The following is a 26,912-nucleotide window of genomic DNA, read 5'->3' on the forward strand; positions in this document are numbered from 1 at the left end:
TTTCAGCGCGCCATCTGCTGCGGATCGTAGAAGAAGCGCTCCTCGACCAGCTCCTCGCCGCGCCAGGTCTGCCAGGCGACCTCCTCCATGCTGCGGACCTTGCCGTCCTTGCCGGTGAATTCGAAGCGCCAGCAGATCGCCGAATGATCGCCGTCAAGCAGGAGCGGCCCGAGCCGCGTGGTCTTGACGCCGGCGACCGCGGCCAGCACCGCCGCCTCGCGCGCCGCCAGCGCCCCGCGGCCGACGCGCCACTCACCGTCATTCTCCTGGGTGCGGGCATCGACTGAATAGAAATTCCTGATCGCGCCGACATGGTCGTTGGACTCGACCGTGTCGGCGAAGGCTTGCAACGTCCTAAGCGAGGGCATCGGGCATTCTCCATTTACCGACTTATAGTCGGTATTTATCGACTGGTAGTCGGTAAGTCAATTGGCTTGCGTCTGGAACTGGGCTAGAGATGCGCCCATGGCAACCCAGGCCGAACGGCGCGAGAAAACCAGAGCCGCCATCGTCAAGGCGGCGCGGCGCATTTTTGGCGAGCGCGGCTTCGCCGCTGCGACGATGGACGACATCGCCGCCGGCGCGCGTGCCGCCAAGGGCGCGGTCTATCATCACTTCGCGACCAAGGAGGCGGTGTTCGAGGCGGTGTTCGAGCAGGTGTCGATCGACCTTGTTGCCGATCTCGACCGCATCTCGCGCGCCGAGAACGATCCGCTGGCGGCGATGGCGGCGGGCACGCAGGGCTATTTCGCGGCGTGCTCGAAAGGCCCGACCGGCCAGATCATCTTGCGCGACGGCCCCGCCGTGCTCGGCTGGGAACGCTGGCGCGAGATCGACGCGAAACATTTCGGCGGCAAGTTTCCGCGCGCGCTGGCCGCCGCGATGGACGCCGGCGTGATCGCCAGGCAGCCGATCGAGCCGCTGGCGCGGCTGCTGCTCGGCGCGGTGACGGAAGCCGCGGTTGCGGTCTCCGCGGGGCCGGACATCGGCAAGACCGGCACCGATTACGCGCGCGCGTTCCGCTCGCTGCTGGATGCGCTCAGGGTGAAGTAGGCAGGCCTCTCTCCCCACGTCGTCCCGGCGAAGGCCGGGACCCATAACCACAGGGAGGAGTCGTGGAAGCGCGCTGGAGCACCAGCGTGCTTCATAACCATGGCCGGTGGTTATGGGTCCCGGGTCGCGCTTCGCTTGCCCGGGACGACACCGAGTTTGTGTCTACCCGCCCACCATCTCAGTCCTTGTCGTTCTCGAGCTGGAAGATCTGCGAGCCTTCGTCGCTCGAGATGAGGCCGGTCTTGTTGTACAGGCCGAGCTTGGCGCGGGTGTCAGCAATGTCGAGGTTGCGCATCGTCAGCTGGCCGATGCGGTCGGCCGGCGTGAAGGCGGCGTCCTCGACCTTCTCCATGCTGAGCCGCTCCGGCGCGTAGGTCAGGTTCGGGCTCTCGGTGTTTGATATCGAGTAGTCGTTGCCGCGGCGCAGCTCGAGCGTCACCTCGCCGGTGACGGCGCGCGCCACCCAGCGCTGCGCGGTCTCGCGCAGCATCAAGGCCTGCGAATCGAACCAGCGGCCCTGATAGAGCAGGCGGCCGAGCCGCATGCCGCTGATGCGGTACTGCTCGATCGTATCCTCATTATGGATGCCGGTGACGAGACGCTCATAAGCGATGTGCAAGAGCGCCATGCCCGGCGCCTCATAGATGCCGCGGCTCTTGGCTTCGATGATGCGATTCTCGATCTGGTCGCTCATGCCGAGGCCGTGGCGGCCGCCGATCGCATTGGCCTCGAGGAACAGCGCGACCGGATCGGCAAACGTCTTGCCGTTCAGCGCGACCGGCTGGCCTTCCTCGAACCGCACCACGACCTTCTCGGCCTTGACGTCGCAATCGGCGCGCCAGAACGGCACGCCCATGATCGGATTGACGATGGTGATGCCGCTCGCAAGGCTCTCGAGATCCTTGGCCTCATGCGTCGCGCCGAGCAGATTGCTGTCGGTCGAATAGGCCTTCTCCGCGCTCATCTTGTAGGCGAAGCCTTGCGCGGTCATGAACGCCGACATCTCGGCGCGGCCGCCGAGCTCGTCGATGAACTGCTGGTCGAGCCAGGGCTTGTAGATGCGCAGGCTCGGGTTGGTCAGCAGGCCGTAGCGATAGAAGCGCTCGATGTCGTTGCCCTTGAAGGTCGAGCCGTCGCCCCAGATGTTGACACCGTCCTCCTGCATCGCCGCGACCAGCATCGTGCCGGTCACCGCGCGGCCGAGCGGCGTGGTGTTGAAATAGGTGATGCCGCCGGTCGAGATGTGGAACGCGCCGGACTGGATCGCGGCGATGCCCTCATGGACCAGCTGGGTGCGGCAATCGACCAGGCGGGCCTTCTCGGCGCCGAAATCCATCGCCTTGCGCGGGATCGCGTCGTAGTCGGCCTCGTCGGGCTGGCCAAGATTGGCGGTATAGGCGAAGACCTTGGCGCCTTTCAGCTTCATCCAGAGCAGCGCCGCCGACGTGTCGAGCCCGCCCGAGAACGCGATGCCGACTTTTTCGCCAGTGGGCAGGCTTTTCAGAATCGTACTCATGGGACGGTCCAATCGGTCGAAATCAATGATGTTTCCGGGGTGGCGATATCAAATTTCCGAAGGCTGAGCACGCCTTTAATCAGGCCCAAATCAGGCCTCGGGCTGGCTGGACGCCGCCTTGCCGCCCCGGCGCCAGCGCTGCATCCACCGGTAGCCGGGCATCGCAAGGCGGGTCAGCGTGGCATCGACCTGGGCGTCGGTCAGCCGGGTCGCTGCCCAGCGGTAGATCAGCGCGTAGAACAGCCAGACCGTGAAGAACGACACCAGGCCCGCGATCGCCACATCGGTGAAGAAATGGCCGCCAAAGGCCATGCGAAGCCCGCTGGTGACGATGCCGAACACGGTGGCCCCGGCAAAGGCCAGCGGCCGCCACGCGGGCGGCGTCAGCGCCGCCGGTGCATAGGTCCAGAACGCGGTGGCGCCCTCGCCGGAGAAGAACGAGCAGTTGCGCGGGCAGCCGCCGCGCGGGTCCCACCACGGCATGAATTGCAGGTCGCCGCCGAACTGCGTCACGAACACCGGCCGCGGCCGGCCCCAATAATTCTTGAAGGTGAGGTTGGTGAGCACGCCGGCCGAGAGCAGCATCGTGGTGAGCAGGAACACCGCGGCGCGGCCGGACATCAGCATCGGCCGGTCGGGCCGGATGAACTTCCAGACGATGGTCACGATCGCCGGCAGCACCAGCGCCCAGGCGATCCACATCGCCGCATCGCGCGCAAACGACGCCACCGCGTCGAGCTTCAGCGGGAAGGTTTTCTGCGCCACATCGTAGAACAGCGCCGCCAGCTTCAGGTCGAGCTCGGGATAGATCCCGAACAAGATGCCGACGATGAGCGCCAGCGCCAGCGCGATGAAAAGTCCGGTCCGGTTCATGGCGCGCGGTTTAGCCGACGCGGATGAGCATGGGAAGTGACGTCATCCCCGCGCAACGGCTTCGCCGTTGTCGCTGGAGGTGCGAGCTCTTGCGAGCCTCGAAGGATGCGGTCTTGCTGCGGCCCATCCTTCGAGACACCGTGCTGCGCACGGTTCCTCAGGATGACGGCGGTGTTTGCGGCCGCCGTTGCGACGGCAAGGGCGGGGGCGGCGGCAACGGCCGCGACGGCTCGCGCCAGGCGCCGGCGGTGCGGCCGGCGATCAGCCAGTAGACCAGGCCCGCGACGATGCCGGCGCCGGTCATGATCTCCACGTGCCGGCGCACGATGCCGTGGAATTGCATCGTATCGGGATCGAACGGAACCAGACCGAGATAGCAGGCCGCGCCGACGATCGCGCCGCCGACGGCATAGGCCAGCACGCTCCTGATGAAGAACGCCTCGGTGATCAGCACCACGATCAGCGCAGGCAGCAGCGCAAAGCCCGAGATGAAGATGAAGCCGAAACCGAGCACGACATTGATCGCGCTCTGGTCGATCTGCCCGCCGAAATCGCTGATCTCGGGATACAGCACCGCGACGACCACGATGATCCCTGCCACGAAGCAGGCCATCAGGAAGCCGAAGGCGACGACGAACAGGCGGCCGATCAGGGCCATCGGGTCATTCCATCATCGAACATCAAGCCAGGCACTAGCCTCTCCTCCGTCATGCCCGGGATTGTCCCGGGCATCCACGTCTTCTCGCGGAGAAAGCCAAGACGTGGATGGCCGGGACAAGCCCGGCCATGACGAAATATGGAAACACACTCAATCCGTCATCGCCATCGCGCGCAGCGCCTGGCGCTCGCGGGCCGAGAGCTTTTCGGTCTCCGACTTGAGCTGGCCGCAGGCGGCGAGGATGTCGCGGCCGCGCGGCGTGCGCACCGGCGAGGAGTAGCCGGCGTTGAAGATGTATTCGGAGAATTTTTCGATCTGCTCCCAGTCCGAGCATTCGTAGGCGGTGCCCGGCCACGGATTGAACGGGATCAGATTGATCTTCGCCGGAATGCCCTTGAGCAGCTTCACCAGGAGCTTGGCGTCATCGAGCGAATCGTTGACCCCCTTGAGCATCACATATTCGAAGGTGATGCGCCGGGCGTTGGAGGCGCCGGGATAATCGCGGCAGGCCTGCAGCAATTCCTTGATCGGATATTTGCGGTTCAGCGGCACCAGCTCGTTGCGCAGCTCGTCGCGCACCGCATGCAAGGAGATCGCGAGCATCACGCCGATCTCGTCACCGGTGCGCTGGATGTTCGGCACCACGCCCGAGGTCGACAGCGTGATGCGCCGGCGCGAAATGCCGATGCCCTCATTGTCCGCGACGATCAGCAGCGCATCGCGCACCGCGTCGAAATTGTAAAGCGGCTCGCCCATCCCCATCATCACGATGTTGGTGACGCGGCGCGTGCCGTCCTCGCGGTCGGCCCAGTCATTCAGCCGGTCGCGCGCCACCATCACCTGGCCGACGATCTCGCCGGCGGTGAGGTTGCGCACCAGCCGCTGCGTGCCGGTGTGGCAGAACGCGCAGTTCAGCGTGCAGCCGACCTGCGAGGAAACGCACAGCGTGCCGCGATCGGTCTCGGGGATGTAGACGCACTCGACCTCGTGCGGCCGCTCGACCTTGTCGCCGCTCGGCAGCCGCAGCAGCCATTTGCGGGTGCCGTCGTTGGAAATCTGCTCGGCGACCACCTCGGGACGGTCGACGGTGAAATGCTTCTCGAGCTCGGCGCGCATGTCCTTCGAGACGTTGGTCATCTCGGCAAAGCTCTTGGCGCCGCGGAAATACATCCAGTTCCAGAGCTGCTGGGTGCGCATCTTGCGCTGGCCGGCCTGCACCCCGATCTCGCCCAGGCGCTCGGCGATCTCGGCGCGCGACAGCCCGATCAGCGACGGTTTGGCCGGCGGCACATAGGTCTCGAGCGGAACCTTCTCGACCAGCGCGCTGGCGCCGGAGACGGCATGGGTGGTCACGGTGTCGGTCATGAAACCTCAAATAGGCCTTCCAGCCGGTGCTGGAAAGCCACCAAATACCTCGATTTCAGGCCTTAAGTCGATTTTTAGAGCATGATCTTTCCGGAAAACCGCTTCACACTTTTCCGGATCATGCTCTAGCGCCGGCAGTCCTGCCCGAGCCGGTCGAGCGCCTGCGCCAGGCCCTTCAGCGAGAAGGTGTCTGTCGTCTCGGTGCCCTTGGCCGAGACGGCTTTTACCGTCAGTTCGGCCGATTTGCGCATGGATTCCACCATCCGCTCCTCCTCGGCCGCATTCTTGATCCAGAGGCCGTCGCCCTGCGTGTACATCGCATAGGTCCCGCCGCCGACCTGAAGCGTCGATTCGGAGCCCGGCTTCACCGTGTAGCCGATCATGATCGAGACCTCGTTGACGACCTTCTCCGCCGGACGGGTGGAGATGAAGGCATAGGCCGGATCACGCGGCCGGTTCGCCGGATTGGTCTTCGACGACGACGGCTTGGCGAGCGCAAAGCACACCTTCTTGCCGTTGGGCGATGCCGTGTACGCGCCCCAGGTCCCGAATTGGCCGATCAGCGTCGGCTCCGCGCCGCCGGCGGCAGCCGCGGCGGCCGAAGGCGCCGGCTTGGCTGCTTCCTTGGCCGCATCTTTCTTGGGCGCAGCCTGCGCCGGCGCGAGGGTGATGAACCCGCACAGGATACAAGCAACCAGTGATGTCAGAATCTGCCGCACGGCCAACTGGTTCCCCCATCATTGTGACTGCAAGATGGCCCGGCGATTCCCCTCCGCCGGCTCGGATGGATAACCGGGAAACGCTTTTTTGGGAAGGCAGTTAGGCCGAAACACGAACGCCGCTCACCGTCGGGCGCGTAATCGCGACGCGTTATCACTTGGCGCGCGCAGCGCGCTGCTTCTCCCACTGCGCATCGGTCCATTGCAGCAGGTCCTCGGCACCGGAACTGCGTAAGTGCGAGCCGCCATCCTGCACCACCATCTCGCCGTTGATGTAGCCGGCCTGATCCGAGATCAGGAAGGTCGCGAGATTGGCGAGCTCCGAATGCTCGCCGGCGCGGCCGAGCGGATTGCGATGCGCCCAGCTCTCGCCGCGCCCTTCGGGGCGCAACTGTCCGGTCGCGCCTGCGGTCGGGAACGTGCCGGGCGCGATCGCGACGGTGCGGATGCCCTTCGGGCCCCACTCCACCGCCAGGCTCTTGGTCATCGCCAGCACGGCGGTCTTGGCCATGGCGGACGGCACCGTGAACGCGCGGCCGGTGATGGTCGAGGTCGACAGGATCGAGAGCACAACGCCCTTGTGTTTGCCGTCGATCCAGCGGCGGCCGGCGGCGAGCGTGCAGTACATCGTGCCATGCAGTGTCGGCGCGAGGATCGCGTCCGCCGCACGGAATGACAAATGTTCGCTCTGCGCAATAAAGGTTGCGGCAGCATTGTTGACGAGCACGTCGATCGGCGCGTCCTGCCAGACCTGATCCATCATCGCTTCGACCGCCGCGCCGTCGCGGATATCGCATCGCGCGGTAGAGACCTTCGCGCCGAGTTCGCTGCGGAATTTCGCTGCGGTTTCCTCCAGCAGCCCCTCGCGCCGTCCGCAGATGATCAGTTCGGCGCCGAGTTCGGCAAAGCGGCGGCCCATCGCCGCGCCGAGGCCGGAGCCGCCGCCGGTGATCAGGATGCGCTTTTTCGCTAGCAGGCCTTTTTCAAACATAGTTTGATCCCTCCGCACTGTATTGTCGCTCCGCCGCAAATCCGGCATGAAGCTTGTAGTCCAAGATCTTGCAACTCTTTCTGCGTCCGAAACTCAGGTGTGTCCATGAAAGCCATCCTCTGCTCGCAATACTGTCAACCTGACGATCTCGTGCTGGCTGATGTGCCCGATCCGGTGGCGGCTCCCGGCGAAGCCGTGATCGCGATCAAGGCGGCGGCGCTGAATTTCTTCGACATCCTGATGATCCAGGGCAAGTACCAGATCAAGCCGCCGTTCCCGTTCTCGCCGGCTGCCGAAGTTGCCGGCGTGATCGAAAGCGTCGGCGCCGGCGTCACTGATTTGAAGGTCGGCGATCGCGTCGTCGCGTCCTGCGGCCACAACGGCGCGCGCGACAAGATCGCGCTGCCGGCGAATTCGATCGTGAAGATTCCCGACAATCTCGATTACGACCGCGCCGCCGGCATCATCATCATCTACGGCACCGCGCTGCATGCGCTGGAAGATCGCGCGAGCCCGAAGCCGGGCGAGACGCTCGCGGTGCTGGGGGCCGCCGGTGGCACCGGCCTTGCTGCGTGCGAGCTCGGCAAACTGATGGGGTTGAAGGTGATTGCCTGCGCCTCGTCGGACGAGAAGCTGGCATTCGCCAAGCAACACGGCGCCGAGCTGACGCTGAACTATGCGAAGGAAGATCTCAAAGAGGGCCTGCGCAAGCTGACCGACGGCAAGGGCGCCGACATCGTGTTCGATCCGGTCGGCGGCGCCTATGCCGAAGCCGCGTTGCGCTCGACCGCGTGGGAAGGCCGCTTCCTGGTGATCGGCTTTGCCGCCGGCGACATCCCGAAGATCCCGCTCAACCTCGCACTGCTGAAGGGCTGCGATATCCGCGGCGTGTTCTGGGGCGCCTGGGCGCGGCAGAATCCGGACAAGAACCGCAAGAACCTCGAGAAGCTCGTGCAGTGGACCGCGGAAGGCAAGATCTCCTCGCATGTCGACCGCACCTTCCCGCTGTCGCAGACATCAGAAGCCCTGAAGGTGCTCGCCGGCCGTAAGGCGATGGGCAAGGTGATCCTGCACCCGGGAAGCTGAACCGAGATTGCGCAGCCCGGAAGGAGCCGAACGGATTACCATGGCGCTCCCTACCGTCTCCGTCACCCTGAGGAGCGCGCTCTTGCGCGCGTCTCGAAGGGTCGACGGCCCCGCTGGTCGCCGTACATCCTTCGAGACGCGCTTCGCGCTCCTCAGGATGACGGATCGAAAGTTTCGTAGCCCGGATGGAGCGCAGCGAAATCCGGGATGCATCATAACCTTCCCTTGAAAAGGGGAGGTCGCCTTGCTCGCGAGAGCAAAGCGGGTGGGGATCAAATCTGCCGGCTTGCAGCGTCGCCTGTGGCTGACCCCCATCCCGACCTTCCCCCTTTCAGGCAGGGGTGTCCGGGGAAATTCAGGCATAGCGGAGCTCCATCTGGTCAGGTGAGATGGTTGATTTCCGACGGCTGGGGTTGATGGGCGGAGGTTTGTCGATGGCAGCGAGGGATCGACGCGTGAGCAGGAGCTGGCCGACGAGTTCGGCGAACCTGAGCGGGAGCATTTTGATGCAGTTGGTGTGAGCGGCGATGCGCAGCAGCAGGTAGGCAATCATCGCAGCGAGCACCTGAAGGCGGATCGCGTTGTCGTTGGCGCCGAGGAACTTGCGAATATCGAGATGCTGCTTGATCCAGCGGAACAGCAGCTCGATTTGCCATCGGCTCTTGTAGAGGGCGGCGATCTCGACGGCGCTACGGACAAGGTCGTTGGTCAGGAGTGTGATCTTGCCGCCTTTCTCGCGTCTGATCTTGATGCGGCGGAGCGGGATTGGAAGGCGCGAATCGCCCTTGCTGGTGAGCTTCACCTCGTCATCGGCAAGGATTTCGAAGCCATCCCCGTTACGCTTGCGGATGGCGCGATGCCTGAGCGAGCGAAGACGGATGCTCGTCTTCGCCCGGGTAACGAAGAAAGCCTTGCTATCATTGATCTTCTGCCACCAGTCGAAACGGCAATAGCCCTTGTCAAACACATAGGTGGTGGCGGGCTGGATTGGGGTCTGTCGGCCGATCTCGATGTCATTGACGTTCGCGGCCGTCATCTCGACGCAGGTCGGGACATCGCTCCTTGGGTCGTAGACGACATGCAGCTTCATGCCGCGGATGCGGCCGTTCCACGTCGCCCAACTGCAGACCTTGCCGAGCGGGATCGGACTGGCGTCGATCAGACGCACCATCTCCATGCCTTCACTCCGCAGCTGGCGACGCGCCATCGCCGACAGCGCCGCAAAGGTTTGCGCGAAAATGCCGATCGGACGGCGGGCATTGGCATCGGACAACGTCGAGCGCGACAGCTTGCCGGTTCCCAAGTGATAGTGATGCTGCGAATTGGCGTTGAAGCCAGTCACCACCCCGCGCAGACTGCTGTTGCCGCTAAGCTGGGCATAGATCAGCGCCACCAGATGATCCCAGCTCCTGAACGACTTGTCGTAGGCATCCCCGTCCAGACGATCCACAACCGTCTGAAACTGCCGTCGATTGATCGGTTCAAGCAGCCTTCCAAAAATGCTACCGCGATATCGCATGCTCGGCCCTCTGTGTCTCGACAACCAGAAAAGACCGATTTGCCTCGGTCCTGCCGAGCATGCACCGCGACACAGTGAATCATTCCCCGGACACCCCTGCCTTTCAGGGGGAAGGAGAAGGCAGATCTCACTCCTCGTCCGGCACCCCGCGCTTCAGCGCGGCGCGGGCGGCATCGCGATGCTCGGGCGTGATGTGGCTTGCCACCATGCGGAGCGCGGTTGCGAGCACCGCGGCGTCATCGGTGAAGCCGAGAATCGGCAGCATGTCGGGCACGAAATCGAACGGCAGGATGAAATAGGCGATCGCCCCGAGCAGCGCCGCCTGCACATGGCGCGGCGTCTGCCGGTCGAACGCGCAGTAATAGGCGGCCAGCAGGTCCTCCGCGAAGGGCAGGCTCGCCACCACCTTCTTGAACTTGATCCAGAAACGGCGGCGCACGCTTTCAGCGTCCTGCGCCAGCCGATCGGCAGGCCCAAATCCCGCGCCGTGTTCGCTCGATGTCATCGCAAGGTTCCTCGACGCCGCGCCAATTCGGCGGCGGACGATGCGAATCTGGGGATATCGGCGGACCCGCGCAAGGTTCCACGCGCCGGGGTCAACTGACCCCAAGCTGCCTTGCGATCGCGTTCATGGCCTTGGCGAGGTCGATGTCGCGCTTGGTCACCCCGCCGACATCATGGGTCGACAGCACCACCTCGACGGTCTTGTAGACGTTTTTCCACTCGGGGTGATGGTCGCTCTTCTCGGCGACCAGGGCGGCGCGGGCCATGAACCCGAAGGCCTCGTTGAAGTCCTTGAACACGAAAGTCTTGGCGATCGCCTCGCGGCCGGACGCCTCCGACCAGCCGGCCAGTTCCCAAAGGGCGGCCTTCCTCGCCTCCGCTGACAGCCGTTCGACCATGGTAAACTCTCCCGTTTGACGCCGACTTTAGCCTAACAACGGCCTCCGGGATGGGATCCACGCCCAAATTAAGGCCGAAATCGCGTCCTATCGCCGCTGGTAACCATGACGGAGTTGTAACATCTGTCCATTCAGTAATTTGCTACACATAGAGGATGTATGCGCGTTGGTAGTTTTGCGAGATTGAGCCCCGACGATTGTTTGCGAGATCGATGACAGACGGCTCCGCCAGCATGTCGCCCAAGCCGCTGCGTTCGGCAAAGCGGCGGCTGATGTTCGTTTTGATCGCGGGCGCGCTGGCCATCATCGGCACGTTGCTGGCCGGCTATTATTTCGCCGTGCGTCCGGTGACGCTGCGGATCGCGGTCGGTCCCGCCAACAGCGATGACGTCAAGGTCGTGCAGGCGCTGGCGCAGGCCTTCAACAACCAGCAGAACACCCAGGTCAAACTGAGGCCGGTGCAGACCGAGGGCGCTACCGCCAGCGCCCAGACGCTGGCCGACGGCAAGGCCGATCTCGCCATCATCCGCGGCGATCTCGAGGTGCCGAAGAATGCCCAGGCGGTCGCGACCCTGCGCAAGAATGTCGTGGTGATGTGGGTTCCGCCCGCCAAGGGCAAGGTTCGGAAATCCGCGCGGATCACCAAGATCGCGCAGCTTGCCGGCCGCAAGATCGGCGTCGTCGGCCGCACCCCGGCCAATGTCAATCTGCTGAAGCTGATCCTGACGCAATACGGCGTCGACCCGATGAAGGTCGAGATCGTTCAATTCCCGGCCAATGAGGCGGCGGAAGCGATCAAGAACCTCAAGGCCGACGCCTATCTCGCCGTCGGCCCGGCCAACAGCAAAATCACGATCGATGCGATCACGGCGTCGGTCCGCGACGGCGGCGAACCCAGCTTCCTTGCGATCGACGCCTCCGAGGCGATCGCGCAGAACCATCCGGCCTATGAGGCCGCGGAAATCCCCGCGGGCTCGCTCGGCTCCGCCGACCGGCCCGACGATGAGGTGAAGACGATCAGCTTCTCGCACCACATCGTTGCGCGGAAGGGCCTGTCGGACTCGACGGTCGCGGCATTCACGCGGCAATTGTTCGCGATCCGGCAGTCGCTCAAGACCGATTTCCCGCTCGCCGCCAAGATCGAGACGCCGGACACCGACAAGGATGCCACCATTCCGGTGCATCCGGGCGCCGCCGCGTTTGTCGACGGCGAGGAAAAAACCTTCCTCGACCGCTACAGCGACTACATCTGGTGGAGCCTGATGGCGTTCTCGGCGATGGGCTCGGCCGGTGCGTGGTTCGCCGGCTATCTCAAGCAGGACGAGCGCAACACCAACACCTCGCAGCGCGAACGCCTGCTGGAGATGCTGAAGACCGCACGGCAAAGCGATTCGATCGAGGAACTCGACCAGATGCAGGCGGAGGCCGACGACATCCTGCGCCACACGCTGGACTGCTTCGAACACGGCGCCATCGAGGAAGGCACGCTGACCGCGTTCAACATCGCGCTCGAGCAGCTTCATAACGCCGTCGCCGACCGCAAGGCGCTGCTGTTCAGCATGCCGCAGAATTTGCAACGGACTGCCACGCAGTTCAGAGCGGCGGGCACGGCGTAGAATCGCCGCTACTCTATCCGCGAGATGCCTTCGTCTCTCCCGCTTGCGGGTAGGGGCTCTCTCCTCGCCATGATTCGTCGAGAGACCCCTCCCCACCCTCCCCCGCAAGCGGGAGAGGGAGCCTGACAGACGTGCCCACCTCACGCGACGCCCGCCGCTGTAATGTCTCCGTCATGGAATTTTTCTAGGTCTTGGCGCGCCTGCGGCGCATTGTCGCTGTGACCTGAGGAGGCTCCCCATGACGATCCGGTTCTCGCGAAATCTCACCCGCCGACGCTTTCTCTCCACGGCGGCTGCGGCCGGCGCCGGCGTGATTGCGATGCCCTATCTGTCGCGCGCCGCCGACCGTCCCGTGATCACCCATGGCGTGCAGTCCGGCGATGTCGGCGTCGACGGCGGCGTGGTGTGGGCGCGTGCGGACCGGCCGTCGCAGATGATGGTCGAGGTCGCGACCACCGAGTCCTTCAAGGACACCCATACGCTGCCGCCGATCACGGCGCTGCCCGAGAGCGACTTCACCGCCAAGATGCTGCTGGAGAACCTGCCCTCCGGCCAGGACATCTTCTATCGCGTCCGCTTCCGCGACCTCGCCCATATCGACATCGTCGGCGAACCGGTGGTCGGCCGCTTCCGGACCGCGCCGAGCGACCGCCGCGACGTCTCCTTCGTGTGGGGCGGCGACGTCGCCGGCCAGGGCTGGGGCATCAATCCCGACGACGGCGGCATGATCACCTTCGCCGCGATGAAGAAGCACGCTCCGGATTTCCTTCTGCACTCCGGCGACACGATCTACGCCGACGGCGTGATCCCCTCCGAGGTGAAGCTTCCCGACGGCAAGGTCTGGAAGAACGTCACGATCCCCGAGAAGGCCAAGGTCGCCGAGACGCTCGACGAATACCGGGCCGCCCACAAGTATAACTTCCTCGACAACAACGTCCGCGCCTTCAATGCCGAGGTGCCGATCTTCGTGCAGTGGGACGATCACGAGGTGACCAACAACTGGTCGCTGTCGAAACAGCTGCCGGCGGCCTACAAGGAGCGCGACATCAATGTGCTCGCGGCGCGCGCGGCAAAGGCCTTCCACGAGATGTATCCGATGCGCGAGAGCATCGTCGAGCCTGGGCGCGTCTATCGCACGCTGAGCTACGGTCCGCATCTCGACGTCTTCATGCTCGACGAGCGCAGCTATCGCGGCCCCAACGGCCCGAACCTGCAGGAGCAGTATGGCCCCGACGCCTATTTCATCGGCCCGGACCAGATGGCCTGGCTGAAGCGCGCGCTGCTCAACTCGCGCGCCACCTGGAAGGTGATCGCCTCCGACATGCCGCTCTCGCTGATCGTCTATGACGATGCGGCCAACAAGAAGGGCTCGGAAGCCTTTGCGCAGGGCGATGGTCCGGCGCGCGGCCGCGAGCTCGAGATCGCCGACATCCTGCGTTTCATCAAGACCGCGGGAATCGTCAACACGGTGTGGCTGACCGCCGACGTGCATTACGCCGCCGCGCACTACTACAACCCAAATAAGGCCCAGTTCCAGGAGTTCGATCCGTTCTGGGAATTCGTCTCCGGCCCGCTGCATGCCGGTACGTTCGGTCCGAACGAGCTCGACAACACCTTCGGCCCCGAGGTGAAGTTCATCAAGGCGCCGGGCGAAGGCAACCAGAACCTGCCGCCGTCGGCGGGCATGCAGTTCTTCGGCCACGTCAAGATCGACGGCAAGAGCGGGCAGATGACGGTGAGCCTGCGCGACCGCGTCGACGCCGAGCTGTGGGCGATCACGCTCGACCCGAAGCCGGTCTAGTGTGCTGAATGCGAAGTTCGTGCGATTTCGCGGCAGCCACTTTCACGAACTTCGCATTCATAAAGCACACTAGAATTATAAGTTTGCTAGTGTCCTTATCGAATCCGAAGTTCGCTCCGAAGGTGCGGCAAATGATGCGAACTTCGGATTCGGGACACTAGTTCGGTCACAGCCACGACGGAACCGGACTCTTTGTCTTGACGGCCTTGCCTCCAAGGCGAGGCAACGCGATTGCCGGGGGATGGACCTCCCCGGCATCTTCCGGTACCGATGTCAGAGCCGTTATGCTGGGGGCCCGGAGGGGCGGAGCATGAGGCGCTGCGAATTCTTTCGCGTGCTCGGTGGTAGCGTTGCGAGGTTTCGGCCTCGCCGCTTGTTGGTCGTCGCGATCGCAGTGTTCGCGCTGCTGCCGATCGAAGTCAGCGATGCCGGCTGGCTGCCCGATCTCTTCAAGAGCTCACCCAAGCATGCCAAGTCGCCGAAGCGCGCGAAGGCGACAAGGGCTGCCAAATTGGCAAGGCACCGCGCTCCGCCCAGGCACCGCGCCATGCGGCTGGCCGCCCTTGGGCCAGTCACCCTGCCGCTTTCAGCTCTCAAGCCAGCCGCTGCCAAATGCGATCCCGCGACGTTCCGGATCGTGCTGGATGTCGGACATACAGCGCAATCGGAAGGCGCGATCAGCGCGCGGAATGTCGCCGAGTTCACCTTCAACCTGCGCCTTGCGCGGCTGATCGAGGAGAGGTTGAAGGCCGAAGGCTTTGCCGAAACCAGGCTGCTGCTGACCGAAGGCAAAGCGAGACCGAGCCTCTTCAAGCGGGTCGCAGCCGCCAACAATCTGCACGCGGATCTGCTGATGTCGATCCACCATGACTCCGTGCCCAACAAGATGCTCGAGGACTGGGAGTTCGAGGGCAAGAAAAGCCACTTCAGCGACCGCTTCAGCGGCTACTCCGTGTTCGTCTCCCGGGACAATCCGGACTTCAAGACCAGCCTCCGGTTCGCCGAACTGGTCGCCGGGGAAATGAAGGCCCAGGGCCTGCATTATGCCGAGCAATACAGCCAGGCCATCATGGGTCGTTACCAGCACCCGTTGCTGAACAAGGATACCGGCGTCTACAGCAATGATGAACTCATCGTGCTGAGAAAGACCGCGATGCCCGCGATCCTGCTGGAGGCGGGCTCGATCATCAACCGGGACGAGGAACGCGAGATGGACTCGCCCGAGCGCCAAAACCTCATCAGCAGCAGCGTCGCTTCCGCCGTGAAGGAATTCTGCGAGCCGCGATGGGCGCTGCTCGGTCCACCCTGACGGCCGAGCGATCAACTCCTCCTCAGCCCCGCTTGCCCGACTTGATCTCCTTGAACTTGGCAAGCGCCTGCTCGAACTTGGCGTTGAACAGCCACATCGCATCGAGGATCTCGCGGAAGGTCGCGGATGTTCTTGCCCGGTCGGCCCGGCCGAACGCGAAGACGCTGTTGTTGCGCAGATATCGCATGATCCTGGGATCGGAAATTCTGTAGCCGACGAGGTTGCCCGATTTGAGCGCTGCTCTGGTCGGCGTGGGAATGATCTGGATCAGCTCAAAGACCTTCATCTGATCGATCGGGTCCGGCAGCGCTTTCTGGATCGCCGCGACCTGCGGGAAAAGTTCGGCGTGTGCGTTCATGAGGCCGTCCCGCACGGCGGTCCAGTGATTGAACCTGTGGTCGAGGTTGCCGACTCGCGCCTCTTCCCGGTCGTCGCGACGGCTCAGCGCAGGATCGAGTGTCGCGATCGACCCCTTGATGGCGGCCCATTTCCTTCGGCCGTCGCGATCCTCGGACGGGCCGGTCTGCAGGCTTCCTTTATAGGTGTTCGATCGTGCATTGCCCGCATTCTGCTTGCCGTTCGTCTCGGCAAAGAAGAGGCCGAGGCTGATACGGCCCGCGACGGCGGCGTCGGCGGCGTCAAGACCCTTGGCGCGCGCGATCACCGTCGCCAGATCGACCACGTCCTTGAATGGCGTATTGGATGTTTGCGCACCGGCGGGCGGCGCCTCCATGACGTCGAAGAGCTTCCTGTACTCATCGAGCAGCGGCTCATTGTCGGCGTTGAAGTAGGCCGGGGGGATTCCGAATCTGTTGGGTCTGCCAATCCTGGACGGAAGCGCATCGGTGAGGTCCTTGTAGGCGCTCATCATCTCGACACGGGCCAGATAGATCGCCTGGCCCGGCAAGTCGGGCAGCGGCTGCTTCGAATCGATCTGCGCGCGGCGCTGGCGCAGGATCGACTCGAAGCCCTTCAGGGCTTTGTCGTAGGTCTCAAGCGCGGCCGATTGCTCGCTCGAGAGTGCGGCCGGCGTAGCGAGAGCTGGCGACACGAAGCGACCGACGACGGCCGAGCCGAACGGCGGCGCTGGCAGCAGCCCGAGAGCGAGCGCGGCTGCGGGCGCAGCAAATATCCTGATCACCATGACGCTTTCCCGAAGCGTTTGCGTCACCGAATCCGACAGGCTGGATGGTAGACGACGAACGCGCCGACGGCGAGGCCGAAGCCGGCAATGCGTCAACGTCCGTTTCGCAGCGCCGCTTCCAGCGCCTCGCTCGAGCACGGCTTGGTCAGCCGCGGCTTGCCGGCGAGCGATGCCGGCAGCCGGATATCCGCACCGTAACCCGTGACGAAAGCGAACGGCACCTTCAGCACATCCAGCCGCTCGGCGATGGCGAACGTCTTCTCGCCCCTGACGAGGCCGACGTCGAGCAGCGCGAAATCCGGCGCGCGTTCGGCGATCAGCTCGAGCGCCCGGGCGACGTTCGTGGCGGTGCGCACCGTCCGAGCGCCGAAGCCGAGGATGGTGTCCTCGAAATAGAGCGAGATGATCGGATCGTCCTCAACCACGAGGACGTCACCGGGCATGCCGGCATTGGGGGTGAAGTCCATGGCGCGCCAGTTTCCGTTTTTAAAGCATGGATGAAAGACCGGATTAGTCCGGCCGGATTGGCCCGCGACCGGCGCCTGAAAGCACGCCGGCTGTTCCCGAGGTGAAACCCATCACATCGCGGGCTGCCGCGTCTGTTCACTAGTGAACATAAATCCGGGAACTTTCCGATTATGGTCCGCGTTGGGTTCTCAGGATTTCCAATGATCACGAAACGGACCGAGTTGGCCGGGACGAGTGACCGGCCGTTCAACAATCTTTTGCGCCGGCTGAACGCCGCCGATTACGAACTGATCGCGCCGCACCTTGCCTTGGTCGAGGCCGCGGCCGGCGATCTGCTCTACAATCCCGGCGACGACGTCCAGACCGTGCATTTTCCATGCGGGCCGAGCCTTGCGTCCTACATGGTGCCCAATGAGGACGGCCGCGATGTCGAGACCATCCTGGTCGGTCGCGAGGGCGCGGTCGGCGGCATCGTCAGCCAGGGCTTCCTGCCGGCCTATACCCGCATCACCGTCAAGTTCGGCGGCCCGTTCGCGCGGCTGCCGGTCAGCAAGCTCGACGCCGCCAAGCTGACGTCGATCTCCGTGCGCAACATCTTCGCGCGTTATGCCGACTGCATGCTGGCGCAGATTTTCCAGTCGACCGCCTGCAATGCGATCCACTCGATCGAGCAGCGCGCGGCGAAATGGATCATCTCGGCGATGGAGCGCACCAATGGCAACGGCATGGTGCCACTCACGCATGAACAGCTCTCGACTTTGCTCGGCGTCGGCCGCAGCTACACCAGCCGCGTGATCCAGAACTTCAAGGCGGAAGGCGTGCTGGAGACGCGCCGCGGCGCGATCGTGATCCGCGACCCGGACAAGCTGCGGCAGCGCTCCTGCCTGTGCAACGACGCCGTCAAGGATCATTTCGAGGAAGTGCTGCGCGGCGTGTATCCAAGCGAGGACAACCCGCAGAACTAGCACTACTTTGGCAGATTGTTGATTTTGCCGCGTTTTATAGGATTCCCGAATCAATTTTTCAATGATTCATGGGTGGTCGGCTCTGGGAGGGCTGACCATGCCCGGATGGGAAGACGAACTCGAACGCTGGCTGATGCCGTTCTTGGACCGGCTGGGTCATAAGACCCGGCAGCGGATGTGTCCTCTGTATGTTGCGGGATTGATCGGTCCGGGCGATCGCAAGAGCGTTCAGCCGATGGCGGAACGCCTTGCCACGAGCAACTACGACCAGTTGCACCATTTCATTGCGGACGGTGTCTGGGACGCGACGCCGCTGGAGACAGAGCTGCTCAACCAGGCGGACCGACTTGTCGGCGGCAGGGATGCGGTGCTGGTTATTGATGACACCTCACTTCCCAAGAAGGGTGAGCGCTCGGTCGGTGTTGCGGCTCAATACGCGTCGGCTCTCGGTAAAACGGCAAATTGCCAAACGCTGGTGTCTTTGACGCTTGCTCGCGGCGAAGTGCCCGTGATGGTCGCGTTACGTCTCTTTCTGCCTGACAGTTGGACAAGCGACATATCTCGTTTGAAGCGCGCTCGCGTGCCAGTCGAACATCGAACGGCACGGTCCAAGCCCGAGATTGCTCTAGCCGAGATTGACCGCGCGATGGCAGCCAACGTGCGCTTTGGATGTGTGCTGGCGGATGCAGGATACGGCCTCAGCGCACCGTTTCGACAAGGGCTAACAGAGCGCGGGCTGACCTGGGCTGTCGGCATCCCTCGGCACCAGAAAGTGTATCCGGTCGATGTGAAGCTCATTTGGCCGATTACCAAAGTCCGCGGAAAACCACGAAAGCACCACGTGCCCGATATCTTATCGATTGCCGCAGAACAAATGCTCGCCAGCGCCAAATGGAAAACCGTGAGTTGGCGTAGCGGGACGAAAGGTCGGCTTAAAGCCCAATTTGCTGCTCTCCGTGTCCGGACCGCCGACGGCCCTCCGCAGCGGATATGGGATAAAGGTCAGCAGCATCTCCCAGGCGACGAAGCCTGGCTCATTGGCGAGCAACGTGCGTCCGGGGAGAAGAAATACTATCTGGCCAACCTTCCGGCGGCGACGGATCTGCGCACGCTGGCCGCCACCATCAAGGCACGGTGGATTTGTGAGCAGGCGCATCAGCAGTTGAAGGAGGAACTTGGACTTGATCACTTCGAAGGGCGATCATGGCAAGGTCTTCATCGCCACGCCTTGATGACAATGATTGCCTACGCCTTCCTGCAACATCGTCGCCTCGCATACGCGGGGCGGAAAAAAAAGAATCAACGGGCCTCCGCCTCAGCCAACCATGCCAGCCGTACGTCACGCCATCGTCGATCTCATCCTTCGGCCGCCGTCTCAGCAGTGCCCATATTGCCGAAAGCAGATCCGTGAAAAACAGCGGCGAAAACACAATCTGCCAAAGTAGTGCTAGGGTGTGTACTCATTATTCGTCGCATCCGCCATGCTTCCGGAAGCCGACGCTAAACCCGACATCGCCGTAGGGGTTCGTCCTATCGCCCCAACCCCGCGCGCTTAATGAGCGCTTAACGCTTTTGCGCAACAGATAGGATCACCAGCGCGGAATTAGTCCTAGTTATGAGTGCGAGCCGAGCTCCCGAGGAGGGGAATCGGATGGGACTGCTTTTTGTCGGAGCGCTGGCAGGAATCCTGATCGGCTTTGGCTGGTTCGCGCCTTCCCGAGGGGATTTCCTTGGGTGTGAGTCAAGACCCTGTTTCGACAAGGTTGCAGTCGCCCGACCCACAGAGCCAGTGCCGGCGGCGTTAGCGCCTGCGCCTGCGATCGTCAAATCGAATTCTGCAACCCCGGCAAAATCCGGCAGGAGACCATCATCGAAGAAACACGGACCGCCCGACCTCGCCAAGGCGGCGTCCCCGCGGACGAGGATCAACGTCCCGACACCCGAACACGCCGCGGACATGGCAGATCCTGTCCTCACCAAAGCGAAGGTCACGATTGCAGCGCAGATTGAGGATCCGGGATCGGCCGAATTCAGCGACATGAAGCGCGCCATGCGAAAGAACACGTTCGGACGCGCCGTGGATACGATTTGCGGGCGCGTGAAAGGAAGAAGTGCGTCGGGCGGAGAGACTGGAGGGAGGCCGTTTCTGTATCTTGTGAAGGAGGATGAAGCGTATGTCGTCGACGGCAAGTCAGGGTCGGCGGCGTCAACGGCGTATCGAAATATCTGCAAATAGGGGATGCGTCGACCGCGCCGCGGCGCGCGTCCAAATGATTTGAGCGGAAAGAATTTCCACCGAGGCGCCAGGCTATCCCGCAATGGATGCGATCCTGATGTCGGGGCTGCGCGTGATGATGCATTCAGGATGAATGCCGCAACGGTAAATGCGCAATACGGATCGATGGGACTGTCGCAGAAATTCTTTTCATTCCGAGGAAATCATGGACGACATAACCTCAAAACGGCTCAATGGAGCGCTTCACGTACCGGTTCTGGTGATCATCGAGCCGCACCTGTTGCCGCGCACATGTATTCTCAACGTCCTCAGACGGGAATTGGCCGACTTCGAGATCCTCGACATGGCAACGGTCCAGGGCCTGGACTGCATGTCGGCCCGCGACGTTCGTCTGGTGCTGCTGAGCATCGCGGACAAGCCCATCGGCGATCCCTCGGTCGAGGACGATCTCGCCTTCGTGGCCGAGCACTGTCCCAATGCCGCCGTCGCAATCCTGTCAAACCATGACGACGAGCCGACCGCGCAAGCCGCGATGCAGCGGGGTGTTCGCGGCTTTCTTCCCACCTCGCTACCAATCGAGGTCGTCATAGCCGGCCTGCGCCTTGTTCTTGTCGGCGGCGTCTACAGGCCGTTGCCGGTCGCCGAAATGAACAGGATGCCGGGTTTCGATCCGCCGGACGCGCGCGGGCTTGCGTCCGCATATCTGATGAACGAGGCAGCCAGGGCGGCCATCGACAGGAGCGATCTCACGCCCCGAGAGCAGCACGTTCTGGCGGAATTGGAGCTCGGCCTGCCCAACAAGCTGATCGCAGCCAAATTGAAACTCTCGGAAAGCACCGTCAAAATGCACATTCAGCATATCATGAGGAAATGTGCCGCTCACAATCGCACGGAAGCGGTCCTCCGCTGGCGCGGCCGGTCGCTCGCGCAGAATCGCGATCACGACCCGGGCACAGCCCCAATGCCGGAGACCTAGTCACGCTGAGCGGGATCAATCCTCTCTGAATGCACCGCGGAAGCTGTCGAGCAGGGGCCTGAGCGCGTAAAGTGCGACGGTACCGCGCCCCGTGGTGATGAACACCTGAACCGGCATACCGGGGACGATCTGGAAGTCGTTTGCGGCGATCTGCGCGTCGTCGATCCGGATCTTGGTCGCGTAATATGGCTGGTCGGTACGCTTGTCGAGTAGCCGGTCTGCCGATACGTGCACGACGGTTCCCTTCAGGCGCGGTACGCGACGCTGATTGTACGGCACGAGATGCACCTCGGCATTGAGGCCGGGATGAACCACATCAATGTCCTCGGGCCTCAGGCGGGCGGTCACGATGAGGCGGTCTTGCCGGGGCACCAGCTCCATGAGGGGAGCACCCGCCCCGATGACGCCGCCCGCTGTATGAATCCGCAAGTCGGTTATCACGCCGTCCTCAGGCGCCTTCACCTCCGTTCGCGATAGCTGATCCCTGGCCGCAAGCAACCGCTCGCGGAGCTGGAATATCTGGTTCTGTGCTTCACGAAACGACTGTGCGATCTCGTTCTGCCTGTCGCTCTCGAGCTTGAACAATGTGGCCTGCTGCTCGCTGATGACCTGCCCGGCGCGAGAAATCTGCGCCGTGATCTCGCCGCGGCGACCCTCAACGTCGGCCAGTTCACGTTGCAGGTTCAGAAGCCGCGGCCGCCGTTCGAGTCCCTTGTTCACGAGCGTCGTAACCATATCCAGTTCTTCCCGGACGATGTCGACCCGCTGCCCGGTGGCGTTCTGCTGAGCCTTGAGACCTTCGATCTCCCTCTCGACTTGAAGCCTCCGTTCGCGAATGACCGCAAGCTGCGACTCATGAACCTGCCGGCGCGCCTGAAAAATGAACTGCTGCGCCGATACCGCGGCGGCGGCCACCCCATTTCGCTTGCTGTCCTGCCCCAGCGCGCTCGGGATTGCGATGCTCTCCAAGTTCTGCTGCTCGGCCTGAAGCCGTGCGGCACGAGCAATTGCATCCCACAACTGGCCTTGAAGGCTTTGCACCTCCGAACCGGGCCGGGTGTCGTCCAGCGCGATCAGCGTCTGTCCGCTTCGCACGATATCGCCGTCCGCAACCAGGATCTTCCTGACGATCCCGCCTTCCAGGTGCTGAATCGTCTTGCGGCTCGATTCCGATTCCACGACGCCGGAAGCGATCGCGGCGCTCTCGAGAGGCGCGAGGCACGCCCATGTGCCAAGCCCCAGCATGAAGCAGAGCACCAGCAGGTTGCCCGCCAGGGTGATACCGCGAAGCCGTCCACGCGGAGAGAGGGGTGTCGGGCTCGCACACCATGGATATTCGAGGGGCTCGAAATCGTCGATCGCGGTAACCACGACTCCGAGCCGTCCGGCGAGCGGGGGGCTTGCCGGCGTTCGCACGAGCTGGTCCCAGATCGCGGGTAACCTCGATATCGTCGGAAGCTTCCAGATGGTGAGAGGGTTCCGGATCATGGCGCAGTCCGCGATGTAACCTGGGGTCGGCTCAGGTGCCGCTCAAAGATTTCCTCGCTGTCGCCGAAAGCGACGACCGCCCCCTCTTCCATAATGGCAATCTTGTCTGTGGCTGCGAGGAGACCCATACGATGAGTGACGACGACCAGGATGACACCGGCGAGCTTCATGCGCTCGATAGCGTCCAGCAGCATTCGCTCGCCCCCGTAATCGAGACTGGCATTCGGTTCGTCGAGAACGATCAGGCGTGGACCGCCGAAAAAGGCCCGGGCAAGACCGAGGCGCTGCCGATATCCGCGCGAGAAGGATTTTTCACGGTGAATCACCGTGTCGTACCCGTTCGGCAGGCGCATGATCGCCTCATGAATTCCGACCAGCTTGGCCGCTTCCACGACCTTCCGCCGATCGGCATCATCAAGCCGTGCGATGATATCGCTTATCGTATCGCCGAGCAGGTCGATGTCCTGGGGGAGATAACCGAGACGGTGACCGCTAAGGCCCTCGCGAAGCAGCGAGACGTCGGTATTGTCGAGCAGGACACAGCCATGAGTTGGCATCGACAGCCCGGCAATCACCCGGCCAAGCAGGGACTTGCCTGACCCGGACGCACCGATAATGCCAAGGCATTCTCCGTTCGCGAGCGTGAACGAGACACCATTCAGCAGCAGGTGATTGGTCCCCGATAGCCTCACGCCGACGTTGTCGACAACGAGACCGCTCGACGCCTGCCGCTGCGAAACCTCCGGATCCTGCCGTCCGGCGGCGGCGGGGGACGCGGCGAGAACCGCGCCGAGCCGCTGGCAGGCACGCACGGCCGACCTGAGTGACTTCCAGCCTGCGATCGCACTTTCGACCGGCGCGAGCGCGCGGCTGAACATCAGTGTCGAAGCAAAAATGATCGCCGGACTCTTTCCGTGCTCGAGGACAAGCCACGCGGCAGCCCCCATTATCAATACCTGCGACAGCGCGCGGACCGGCTTGGTGACCAGCATCACGATCTCGCTTCGCCGGATTGCAACGTTGTGCTCTCTGCGTGCCTCCTGCGCGTCATGATAGATCGCGCGCGCAGCGCTATCGAGCATTCCCATGGCGCGGATCATGTGGATGTTGCCTGCGGCGGCCTGGAGGCGGCCGTAGCTTCTGGACAGCGCGGCGCCGGATCTGAGCAGAACGTCTTCGGTAACCAGATCTCCGGCAACCGTGAGAGCGAAGAGGAAAGCCACACAGCAGGCGCCCACGACGCCAAGCAGGGGATGGATGAGAAAGAGGACCAGGAGGAACAGGGGCGCCCAGAGTGCGTCGAACAGCATCGGACATGCGCCGGAATCGATGAACTGGCGCAACACGGTGAGATCCCGATAGGCGTCCGACGCCCGCGTCCAATCGCTGCGAAACGCGGATTCGAGGCTGGCCGAAAGCACGCAAGGACGGAGCCGATCGTCGAGCCAGGCGCCAAGGCGACCCAGGACAGCGCGCCGCAAGGCATCGAACACGCCGCCGACCACGACCGTGATCGCGACAATGAGCGTGAGCAGGAGCAGCGTGTCGCCGCTCCGGCTCGACAACACCCTGTCGTAGATCTGAAGAAGGTAGATGGAGGGCGCAAACAAAAGCAGGTTGTAGCTGCAGCTATACGCGAATACGAGACCAAGCGGTCCCGCACAGGACCAAAGGGCCGCGTGCAGTGGCGTCGAGATCTGCGGCAGGACAGGCAACCGAATGGGCGGCATCAGCATGATCGTCACCGCCTGAAATCGAAGTCCGGCGCACTTGCCCGACGGCCAACGCGATCTGCCAAGAAGCGCATCGGCAGGGCATCGGCGGGTATCGGCTTGAACTGCGGGACCGGCAGCAATGGCCGCCGGTCCCGCCACGGTCGGACGAGCCGATGGTCAGAATGTATCGAGGTGGAAGCTCACTTCTCCACCCAGCGCGGCGTTGCCGTCTCCGCCATTGCCGCCGATGCCAGCCAGGACATCCTGGTGCTGGTCCACCGAGAGCTTGTTGATCTGGGTGGCATCCGTATTGGCATATACCTTGGAGGTATCGTGGCCGCTGTAGGATTTCTGGCTTCCGTTCGACTCGGCGCTTCCGCCATGGGCCTTCGCAAACACCGAGGCCGTCGCGTTCGCGCCGCCGGCGTCCCAATCTGCCGTCTGAGTGACGTGGTCGCCGGTGTTCACATGCACATCGGCGCCTTCTGCCTTGTTGGTTGGATCGAAGTTGAGGGTCGGCTTGCTGATGATAGCTCCCTTGAAGGTACCGTCGCCGCCATTTCCGACACTTTGACCACCGGTGTTGATCGATTTGAATTCGATCGAATCCGAGATGCTGATCGCCTTGGGCAACATTTGAGCCTCCGTCCTTGTGTTGGCTGTCGTGCATCATCCATCCCGATCAGGCGGACGCGCACGGGCGAGTCTGATCCGGCGATGCGCGCTGCCGATAGATGTCAAATCGGACACCATCCGGGTTGGTCGACCTACGTACGAAAGTATGACATTCGTCGCGCAACATCGGAGCTCGAAACATCGGGAGGCGCCCCTGCGCGAGATTTGCATGCGCAGGGAGTCCGCTACCTTGCGACCGGCCTGCGCGAGCGGCTCGATGCTTCGCTATGCCAACAGGTGAAGATCCGACAGAAGATGGGCGGAAAGATCGCCACCCAGCGCGAGATTGCCGTAGCCGCCGTCCCCACCAAGTCCGGCAATCTGGACCGCACTCTGGTCGATGTGCACGTTGTTGACCTGATCGGCCACGGCCGTCGAATGGGGCCCCGCGATTGCGATATTGACGGGTGCATAGATCGCGACGCTCACATCGATCAGGCTGCCGGCAAAATAGCCGTTGCCGCCGTTGCCTGCGCCGTTCGAGCCGGTCGCAATCGTGTCGGAGCCGCCCCACAAGCCGTGGGAAAGAAGGCTTGCATGGCCGCCCGTCGCGGCGTTGCCATTGCCGCCATACCCGCCCATGGCGGCGATCTGAAGTACGGATTGATCCACGCCGGCGTCATTCGTCTGGACTGAATGAACGTTGGAGCCATAGCCCGCGACCGCGATGTTGATCGGGTCGTACACCAAGATCGAGGAATGCACGAGACTCCCGTGGAACGCGCCGTCGCCGCCATTGCCGGCCTGACTCCCGCCCGTTTGAACGTCCCAGACACTCCCTCCATTACTTGATCCCCAACTGGGGTCGAGCGTGATGATGCTGCCGCCGAAGGCCACATTGCCATTTCCGCCACTGCCGCCGACGCCCGCGACCTGCGTAGCCGATTGATCGATGTCGACTGTGTTCGATTGGCTTGCATAGGCCGTGCCGCCTGAGCTCGCCACCGCAATATTGATCGGATGATAGATCACCACGGGAGCGTCCACCAACGCACCCGAGAAATAGCCGCTGCCGCCGTTTCCGGCGCCGTTGTCGCCGCTCCCGATCACGCCGGAGCCCAAGGAAGCACTGATGCTGCCTCCCGATGCAAGGTTGTCATTCCCACCATGTCCGCCGACGCCGGCCATTTGAAAGGCGGATTGATCGACATTCAAATCGTTGGACTGGTTGGCCACGGCGGCCGAGCCGTATCCCAAACTCACCGAAATGTTGATCGGTTCATAGATCAACAGGGATGCGTGAATGATACCTCCGTAAAAGTAACCGTCTCCGCCGTTTCCGGCGGTGTTCGCCCCGCTCTCGATCGAAGCGATACCCGTCGCGGAATGGGATGCGTCGGCAAGAGGCTTCGTTGCCGGAGCATCCAGGCTCGCCGCAGTGTGGTTGCCGACGTGGGCGTACGTGTCGACCCCCGACGCGGTGGGATGGTCGGATTGGCCCGGGCCAGAGTCATAAGGCGGGGAATTCGCGGTCACGGTATGCGCATCGAGCCCTGCAAACGGGCTGCTCGGTGCCGGACCCGACTCGTCGTCGCCATCGTGCCCATCGTGGCGATGAGAGGCGTGATGCAGCCGGATCCCATCCGACATCCGCGAAAAATCCATCGTAGCCTTCCTCATCGCAATCGCTCCGCGCAATCGGGACGGGTTTTGCACTCCGGACAGAATGTCATCCTGGGAAGGTCGAAAGCCCAGCCGTCAGTTCGGATATAGCGCTTCGGATGGACGCCGTAACATCGGCTATATCCGTTCTGGCGCGGTTACAGCCTTTGTCGTTTTGCGCGGGCCGGCGTCGCCGGCGTGCTCCATCAGCCCGCCGCTCCCACGAGGACGGTTG

The 26,912-nt window shown here is 63.2% G+C and carries 25 protein-coding genes; 9 read left to right on the forward strand and 16 right to left on the reverse strand.

Annotated elements, in window-relative coordinates; translation table 11 throughout:
• Window positions 1-2 precede the first annotated feature (2 nt).
• Window positions 3-368: a nuclear transport factor 2 family protein gene (locus J2R78_RS16025; protein ID WP_253605556.1), complete on the reverse strand. Its 366-nt coding sequence runs from the start codon at window positions 366-368 to the stop codon at window positions 3-5.
• Between the two features lie 97 nt (window positions 369-465).
• On the opposite strand from J2R78_RS16025, the gene J2R78_RS16030 reads away from it, so the two are divergent.
• Window positions 466-1,053, forward strand: coding sequence for a TetR/AcrR family transcriptional regulator (locus J2R78_RS16030; RefSeq protein WP_253605558.1), 588 nt, complete (start codon window positions 466-468; stop codon window positions 1,051-1,053).
• Window positions 1,054-1,231: 178 nt separating this feature from the next.
• Here J2R78_RS16030 and argG read toward each other — a convergent pair whose 3' ends face one another.
• The 6 genes from argG to J2R78_RS16060 form a co-directional block, all read right to left on the reverse strand.
• Window positions 1,232-2,569 carry an argininosuccinate synthase gene (gene argG / locus J2R78_RS16035; protein ID WP_253605560.1) on the reverse strand — a complete coding sequence of 446 codons (1,338 nt, stop codon included), beginning with the start codon at window positions 2,567-2,569 and terminating at the stop codon, window positions 1,232-1,234.
• A 90-nt stretch (window positions 2,570-2,659) separates the two neighbouring features.
• Window positions 2,660-3,442, reverse strand: coding sequence for a phosphatase PAP2 family protein (locus J2R78_RS16040; protein ID WP_253605562.1), 783 nt, complete (start codon window positions 3,440-3,442; stop codon window positions 2,660-2,662).
• A 157-nt stretch (window positions 3,443-3,599) separates the two neighbouring features.
• Window positions 3,600-4,100 carry a hypothetical protein gene (locus J2R78_RS16045; protein ID WP_253605564.1) on the reverse strand — a complete coding sequence of 167 codons (501 nt, stop codon included), beginning with the start codon at window positions 4,098-4,100 and terminating at the stop codon, window positions 3,600-3,602.
• A 150-nt stretch (window positions 4,101-4,250) separates the two neighbouring features.
• On the reverse strand, window positions 4,251-5,465 hold the full coding sequence (gene rlmN / locus J2R78_RS16050) for a 23S rRNA (adenine(2503)-C(2))-methyltransferase RlmN (RefSeq protein ID WP_092087850.1): 1,215 nt from the start codon (window positions 5,463-5,465) through the stop codon (window positions 4,251-4,253).
• Between the two features lie 125 nt (window positions 5,466-5,590).
• Window positions 5,591-6,151 (reverse strand): invasion associated locus B family protein, encoded by a 561-nt coding sequence (locus J2R78_RS16055; RefSeq protein WP_253609830.1) that lies wholly within the window; start codon window positions 6,149-6,151, stop codon window positions 5,591-5,593.
• 187 nt (window positions 6,152-6,338) lie between these two features.
• A complete protein-coding gene (locus J2R78_RS16060) occupies window positions 6,339-7,175 on the reverse strand; it encodes an SDR family oxidoreductase (protein ID WP_253605566.1) in 837 nt (278 codons plus the stop codon).
• A gap of 105 nt (window positions 7,176-7,280) precedes the next feature.
• Here J2R78_RS16060 and J2R78_RS16065 point away from each other — a divergent pair, with 105 nt between their 5' ends.
• Window positions 7,281-8,261: an NADPH:quinone oxidoreductase family protein gene (locus tag J2R78_RS16065; protein WP_253605567.1), complete on the forward strand. Its 981-nt coding sequence runs from the start codon at window positions 7,281-7,283 to the stop codon at window positions 8,259-8,261.
• Window positions 8,262-8,616: 355 nt separating this feature from the next.
• Here J2R78_RS16065 and J2R78_RS16070 read toward each other — a convergent pair whose 3' ends face one another.
• The 3 genes from J2R78_RS16070 to J2R78_RS16080 form a co-directional block, all read right to left on the reverse strand.
• Window positions 8,617-9,780 carry an IS4 family transposase gene (locus J2R78_RS16070; protein ID WP_253605569.1) on the reverse strand — a complete coding sequence of 388 codons (1,164 nt, stop codon included), beginning with the start codon at window positions 9,778-9,780 and terminating at the stop codon, window positions 8,617-8,619.
• Window positions 9,781-9,907: 127 nt separating this feature from the next.
• Window positions 9,908-10,285, reverse strand: coding sequence for a YkvA family protein (locus tag J2R78_RS16075; RefSeq protein ID WP_253605571.1), 378 nt, complete (start codon window positions 10,283-10,285; stop codon window positions 9,908-9,910).
• Window positions 10,286-10,376: 91 nt separating this feature from the next.
• Window positions 10,377-10,682 (reverse strand): 4a-hydroxytetrahydrobiopterin dehydratase, encoded by a 306-nt coding sequence (locus J2R78_RS16080; RefSeq protein WP_092087879.1) that lies wholly within the window; start codon window positions 10,680-10,682, stop codon window positions 10,377-10,379.
• Between the two features lie 212 nt (window positions 10,683-10,894).
• On the opposite strand from J2R78_RS16080, the gene J2R78_RS16085 reads away from it, so the two are divergent.
• The 3 genes from J2R78_RS16085 to J2R78_RS16095 all read left to right on the forward strand — a co-directional run bounded on the left by J2R78_RS16085 (window position 10,895) and on the right by J2R78_RS16095 (window position 15,408).
• On the forward strand, window positions 10,895-12,298 hold the full coding sequence (locus J2R78_RS16085; protein ID WP_253605573.1) for a TAXI family TRAP transporter solute-binding subunit: 1,404 nt from the start codon (window positions 10,895-10,897) through the stop codon (window positions 12,296-12,298).
• 238 nt (window positions 12,299-12,536) lie between these two features.
• Window positions 12,537-14,099 (forward strand): alkaline phosphatase, encoded by a 1,563-nt coding sequence (locus J2R78_RS16090; RefSeq protein WP_253605575.1) that lies wholly within the window; start codon window positions 12,537-12,539, stop codon window positions 14,097-14,099.
• Window positions 14,100-14,646: 547 nt separating this feature from the next.
• The gene (locus J2R78_RS16095; RefSeq protein WP_375167124.1) at window positions 14,647-15,408 is read left to right on the forward strand and encodes an N-acetylmuramoyl-L-alanine amidase; all 762 of its coding nucleotides are present in this window, start codon (window positions 14,647-14,649) and stop codon (window positions 15,406-15,408) included.
• Between the two features lie 22 nt (window positions 15,409-15,430).
• Here J2R78_RS16095 and J2R78_RS16100 read toward each other — a convergent pair whose 3' ends face one another.
• Window positions 15,431-16,552, reverse strand: a complete 1,122-nt coding sequence (locus J2R78_RS16100) for a hypothetical protein (protein ID WP_253605577.1) — start codon at window positions 16,550-16,552, stop codon at window positions 15,431-15,433.
• Between the two features lie 92 nt (window positions 16,553-16,644).
• Window positions 16,645-17,019, reverse strand: a complete 375-nt coding sequence (locus tag J2R78_RS16105) for a response regulator (RefSeq protein ID WP_225163131.1) — start codon at window positions 17,017-17,019, stop codon at window positions 16,645-16,647.
• Window positions 17,020-17,220: 201 nt separating this feature from the next.
• Between J2R78_RS16105 and J2R78_RS16110 the strand changes: the two genes are divergently transcribed.
• The 4 genes from J2R78_RS16110 to J2R78_RS16125 all read left to right on the forward strand — a co-directional run bounded on the left by J2R78_RS16110 (window position 17,221) and on the right by J2R78_RS16125 (window position 21,197).
• Entirely contained in the window at window positions 17,221-17,985 is a 765-nt protein-coding gene (locus tag J2R78_RS16110) for a Crp/Fnr family transcriptional regulator (RefSeq protein WP_225163132.1), read from the forward strand.
• Window positions 17,986-18,046: 61 nt separating this feature from the next.
• A complete protein-coding gene (locus J2R78_RS16115; RefSeq protein WP_253605578.1) occupies window positions 18,047-19,396 on the forward strand; it encodes an IS701 family transposase in 1,350 nt (449 codons plus the stop codon).
• A 240-nt stretch (window positions 19,397-19,636) separates the two neighbouring features.
• Entirely contained in the window at window positions 19,637-20,221 is a 585-nt protein-coding gene (locus tag J2R78_RS16120; RefSeq protein ID WP_244559035.1) for a hypothetical protein, read from the forward strand.
• 205 nt (window positions 20,222-20,426) lie between these two features.
• Complete coding sequence (locus J2R78_RS16125; RefSeq protein ID WP_253605580.1) at window positions 20,427-21,197, forward strand: response regulator transcription factor; 771 nt, start codon at window positions 20,427-20,429, stop codon at window positions 21,195-21,197.
• Between the two features lie 15 nt (window positions 21,198-21,212).
• Here the strand turns inward: J2R78_RS16125 and J2R78_RS16130 are convergent, their stop codons facing one another.
• The 4 genes from J2R78_RS16130 to J2R78_RS16145 all read right to left on the reverse strand — a co-directional run bounded on the left by J2R78_RS16130 (window position 21,213) and on the right by J2R78_RS16145 (window position 26,680).
• Window positions 21,213-22,685, reverse strand: coding sequence for an HlyD family type I secretion periplasmic adaptor subunit (locus J2R78_RS16130; protein WP_253605582.1), 1,473 nt, complete (start codon window positions 22,683-22,685; stop codon window positions 21,213-21,215).
• Window positions 22,682-24,421, reverse strand: coding sequence for a type I secretion system permease/ATPase (locus tag J2R78_RS16135; RefSeq protein ID WP_253605584.1), 1,740 nt, complete (start codon window positions 24,419-24,421; stop codon window positions 22,682-22,684). The genes J2R78_RS16130 and J2R78_RS16135 overlap by 4 nt, the downstream gene beginning before the upstream one ends.
• 156 nt (window positions 24,422-24,577) lie before the next feature.
• Window positions 24,578-25,036, reverse strand: a complete 459-nt coding sequence (locus tag J2R78_RS16140; protein WP_225163137.1) for a hypothetical protein — start codon at window positions 25,034-25,036, stop codon at window positions 24,578-24,580.
• 264 nt (window positions 25,037-25,300) lie between these two features.
• Window positions 25,301-26,680 (reverse strand): hypothetical protein, encoded by a 1,380-nt coding sequence (locus tag J2R78_RS16145; protein WP_253605586.1) that lies wholly within the window; start codon window positions 26,678-26,680, stop codon window positions 25,301-25,303.
• Window positions 26,681-26,912 lie beyond the last annotated feature (232 nt).

The sequence above is a fragment of the Bradyrhizobium sp. USDA 4538 genome (assembly GCF_024171045.1).
Taxonomy (GTDB): domain Bacteria; phylum Pseudomonadota; class Alphaproteobacteria; order Rhizobiales; family Xanthobacteraceae; genus Bradyrhizobium; species Bradyrhizobium australafricanum.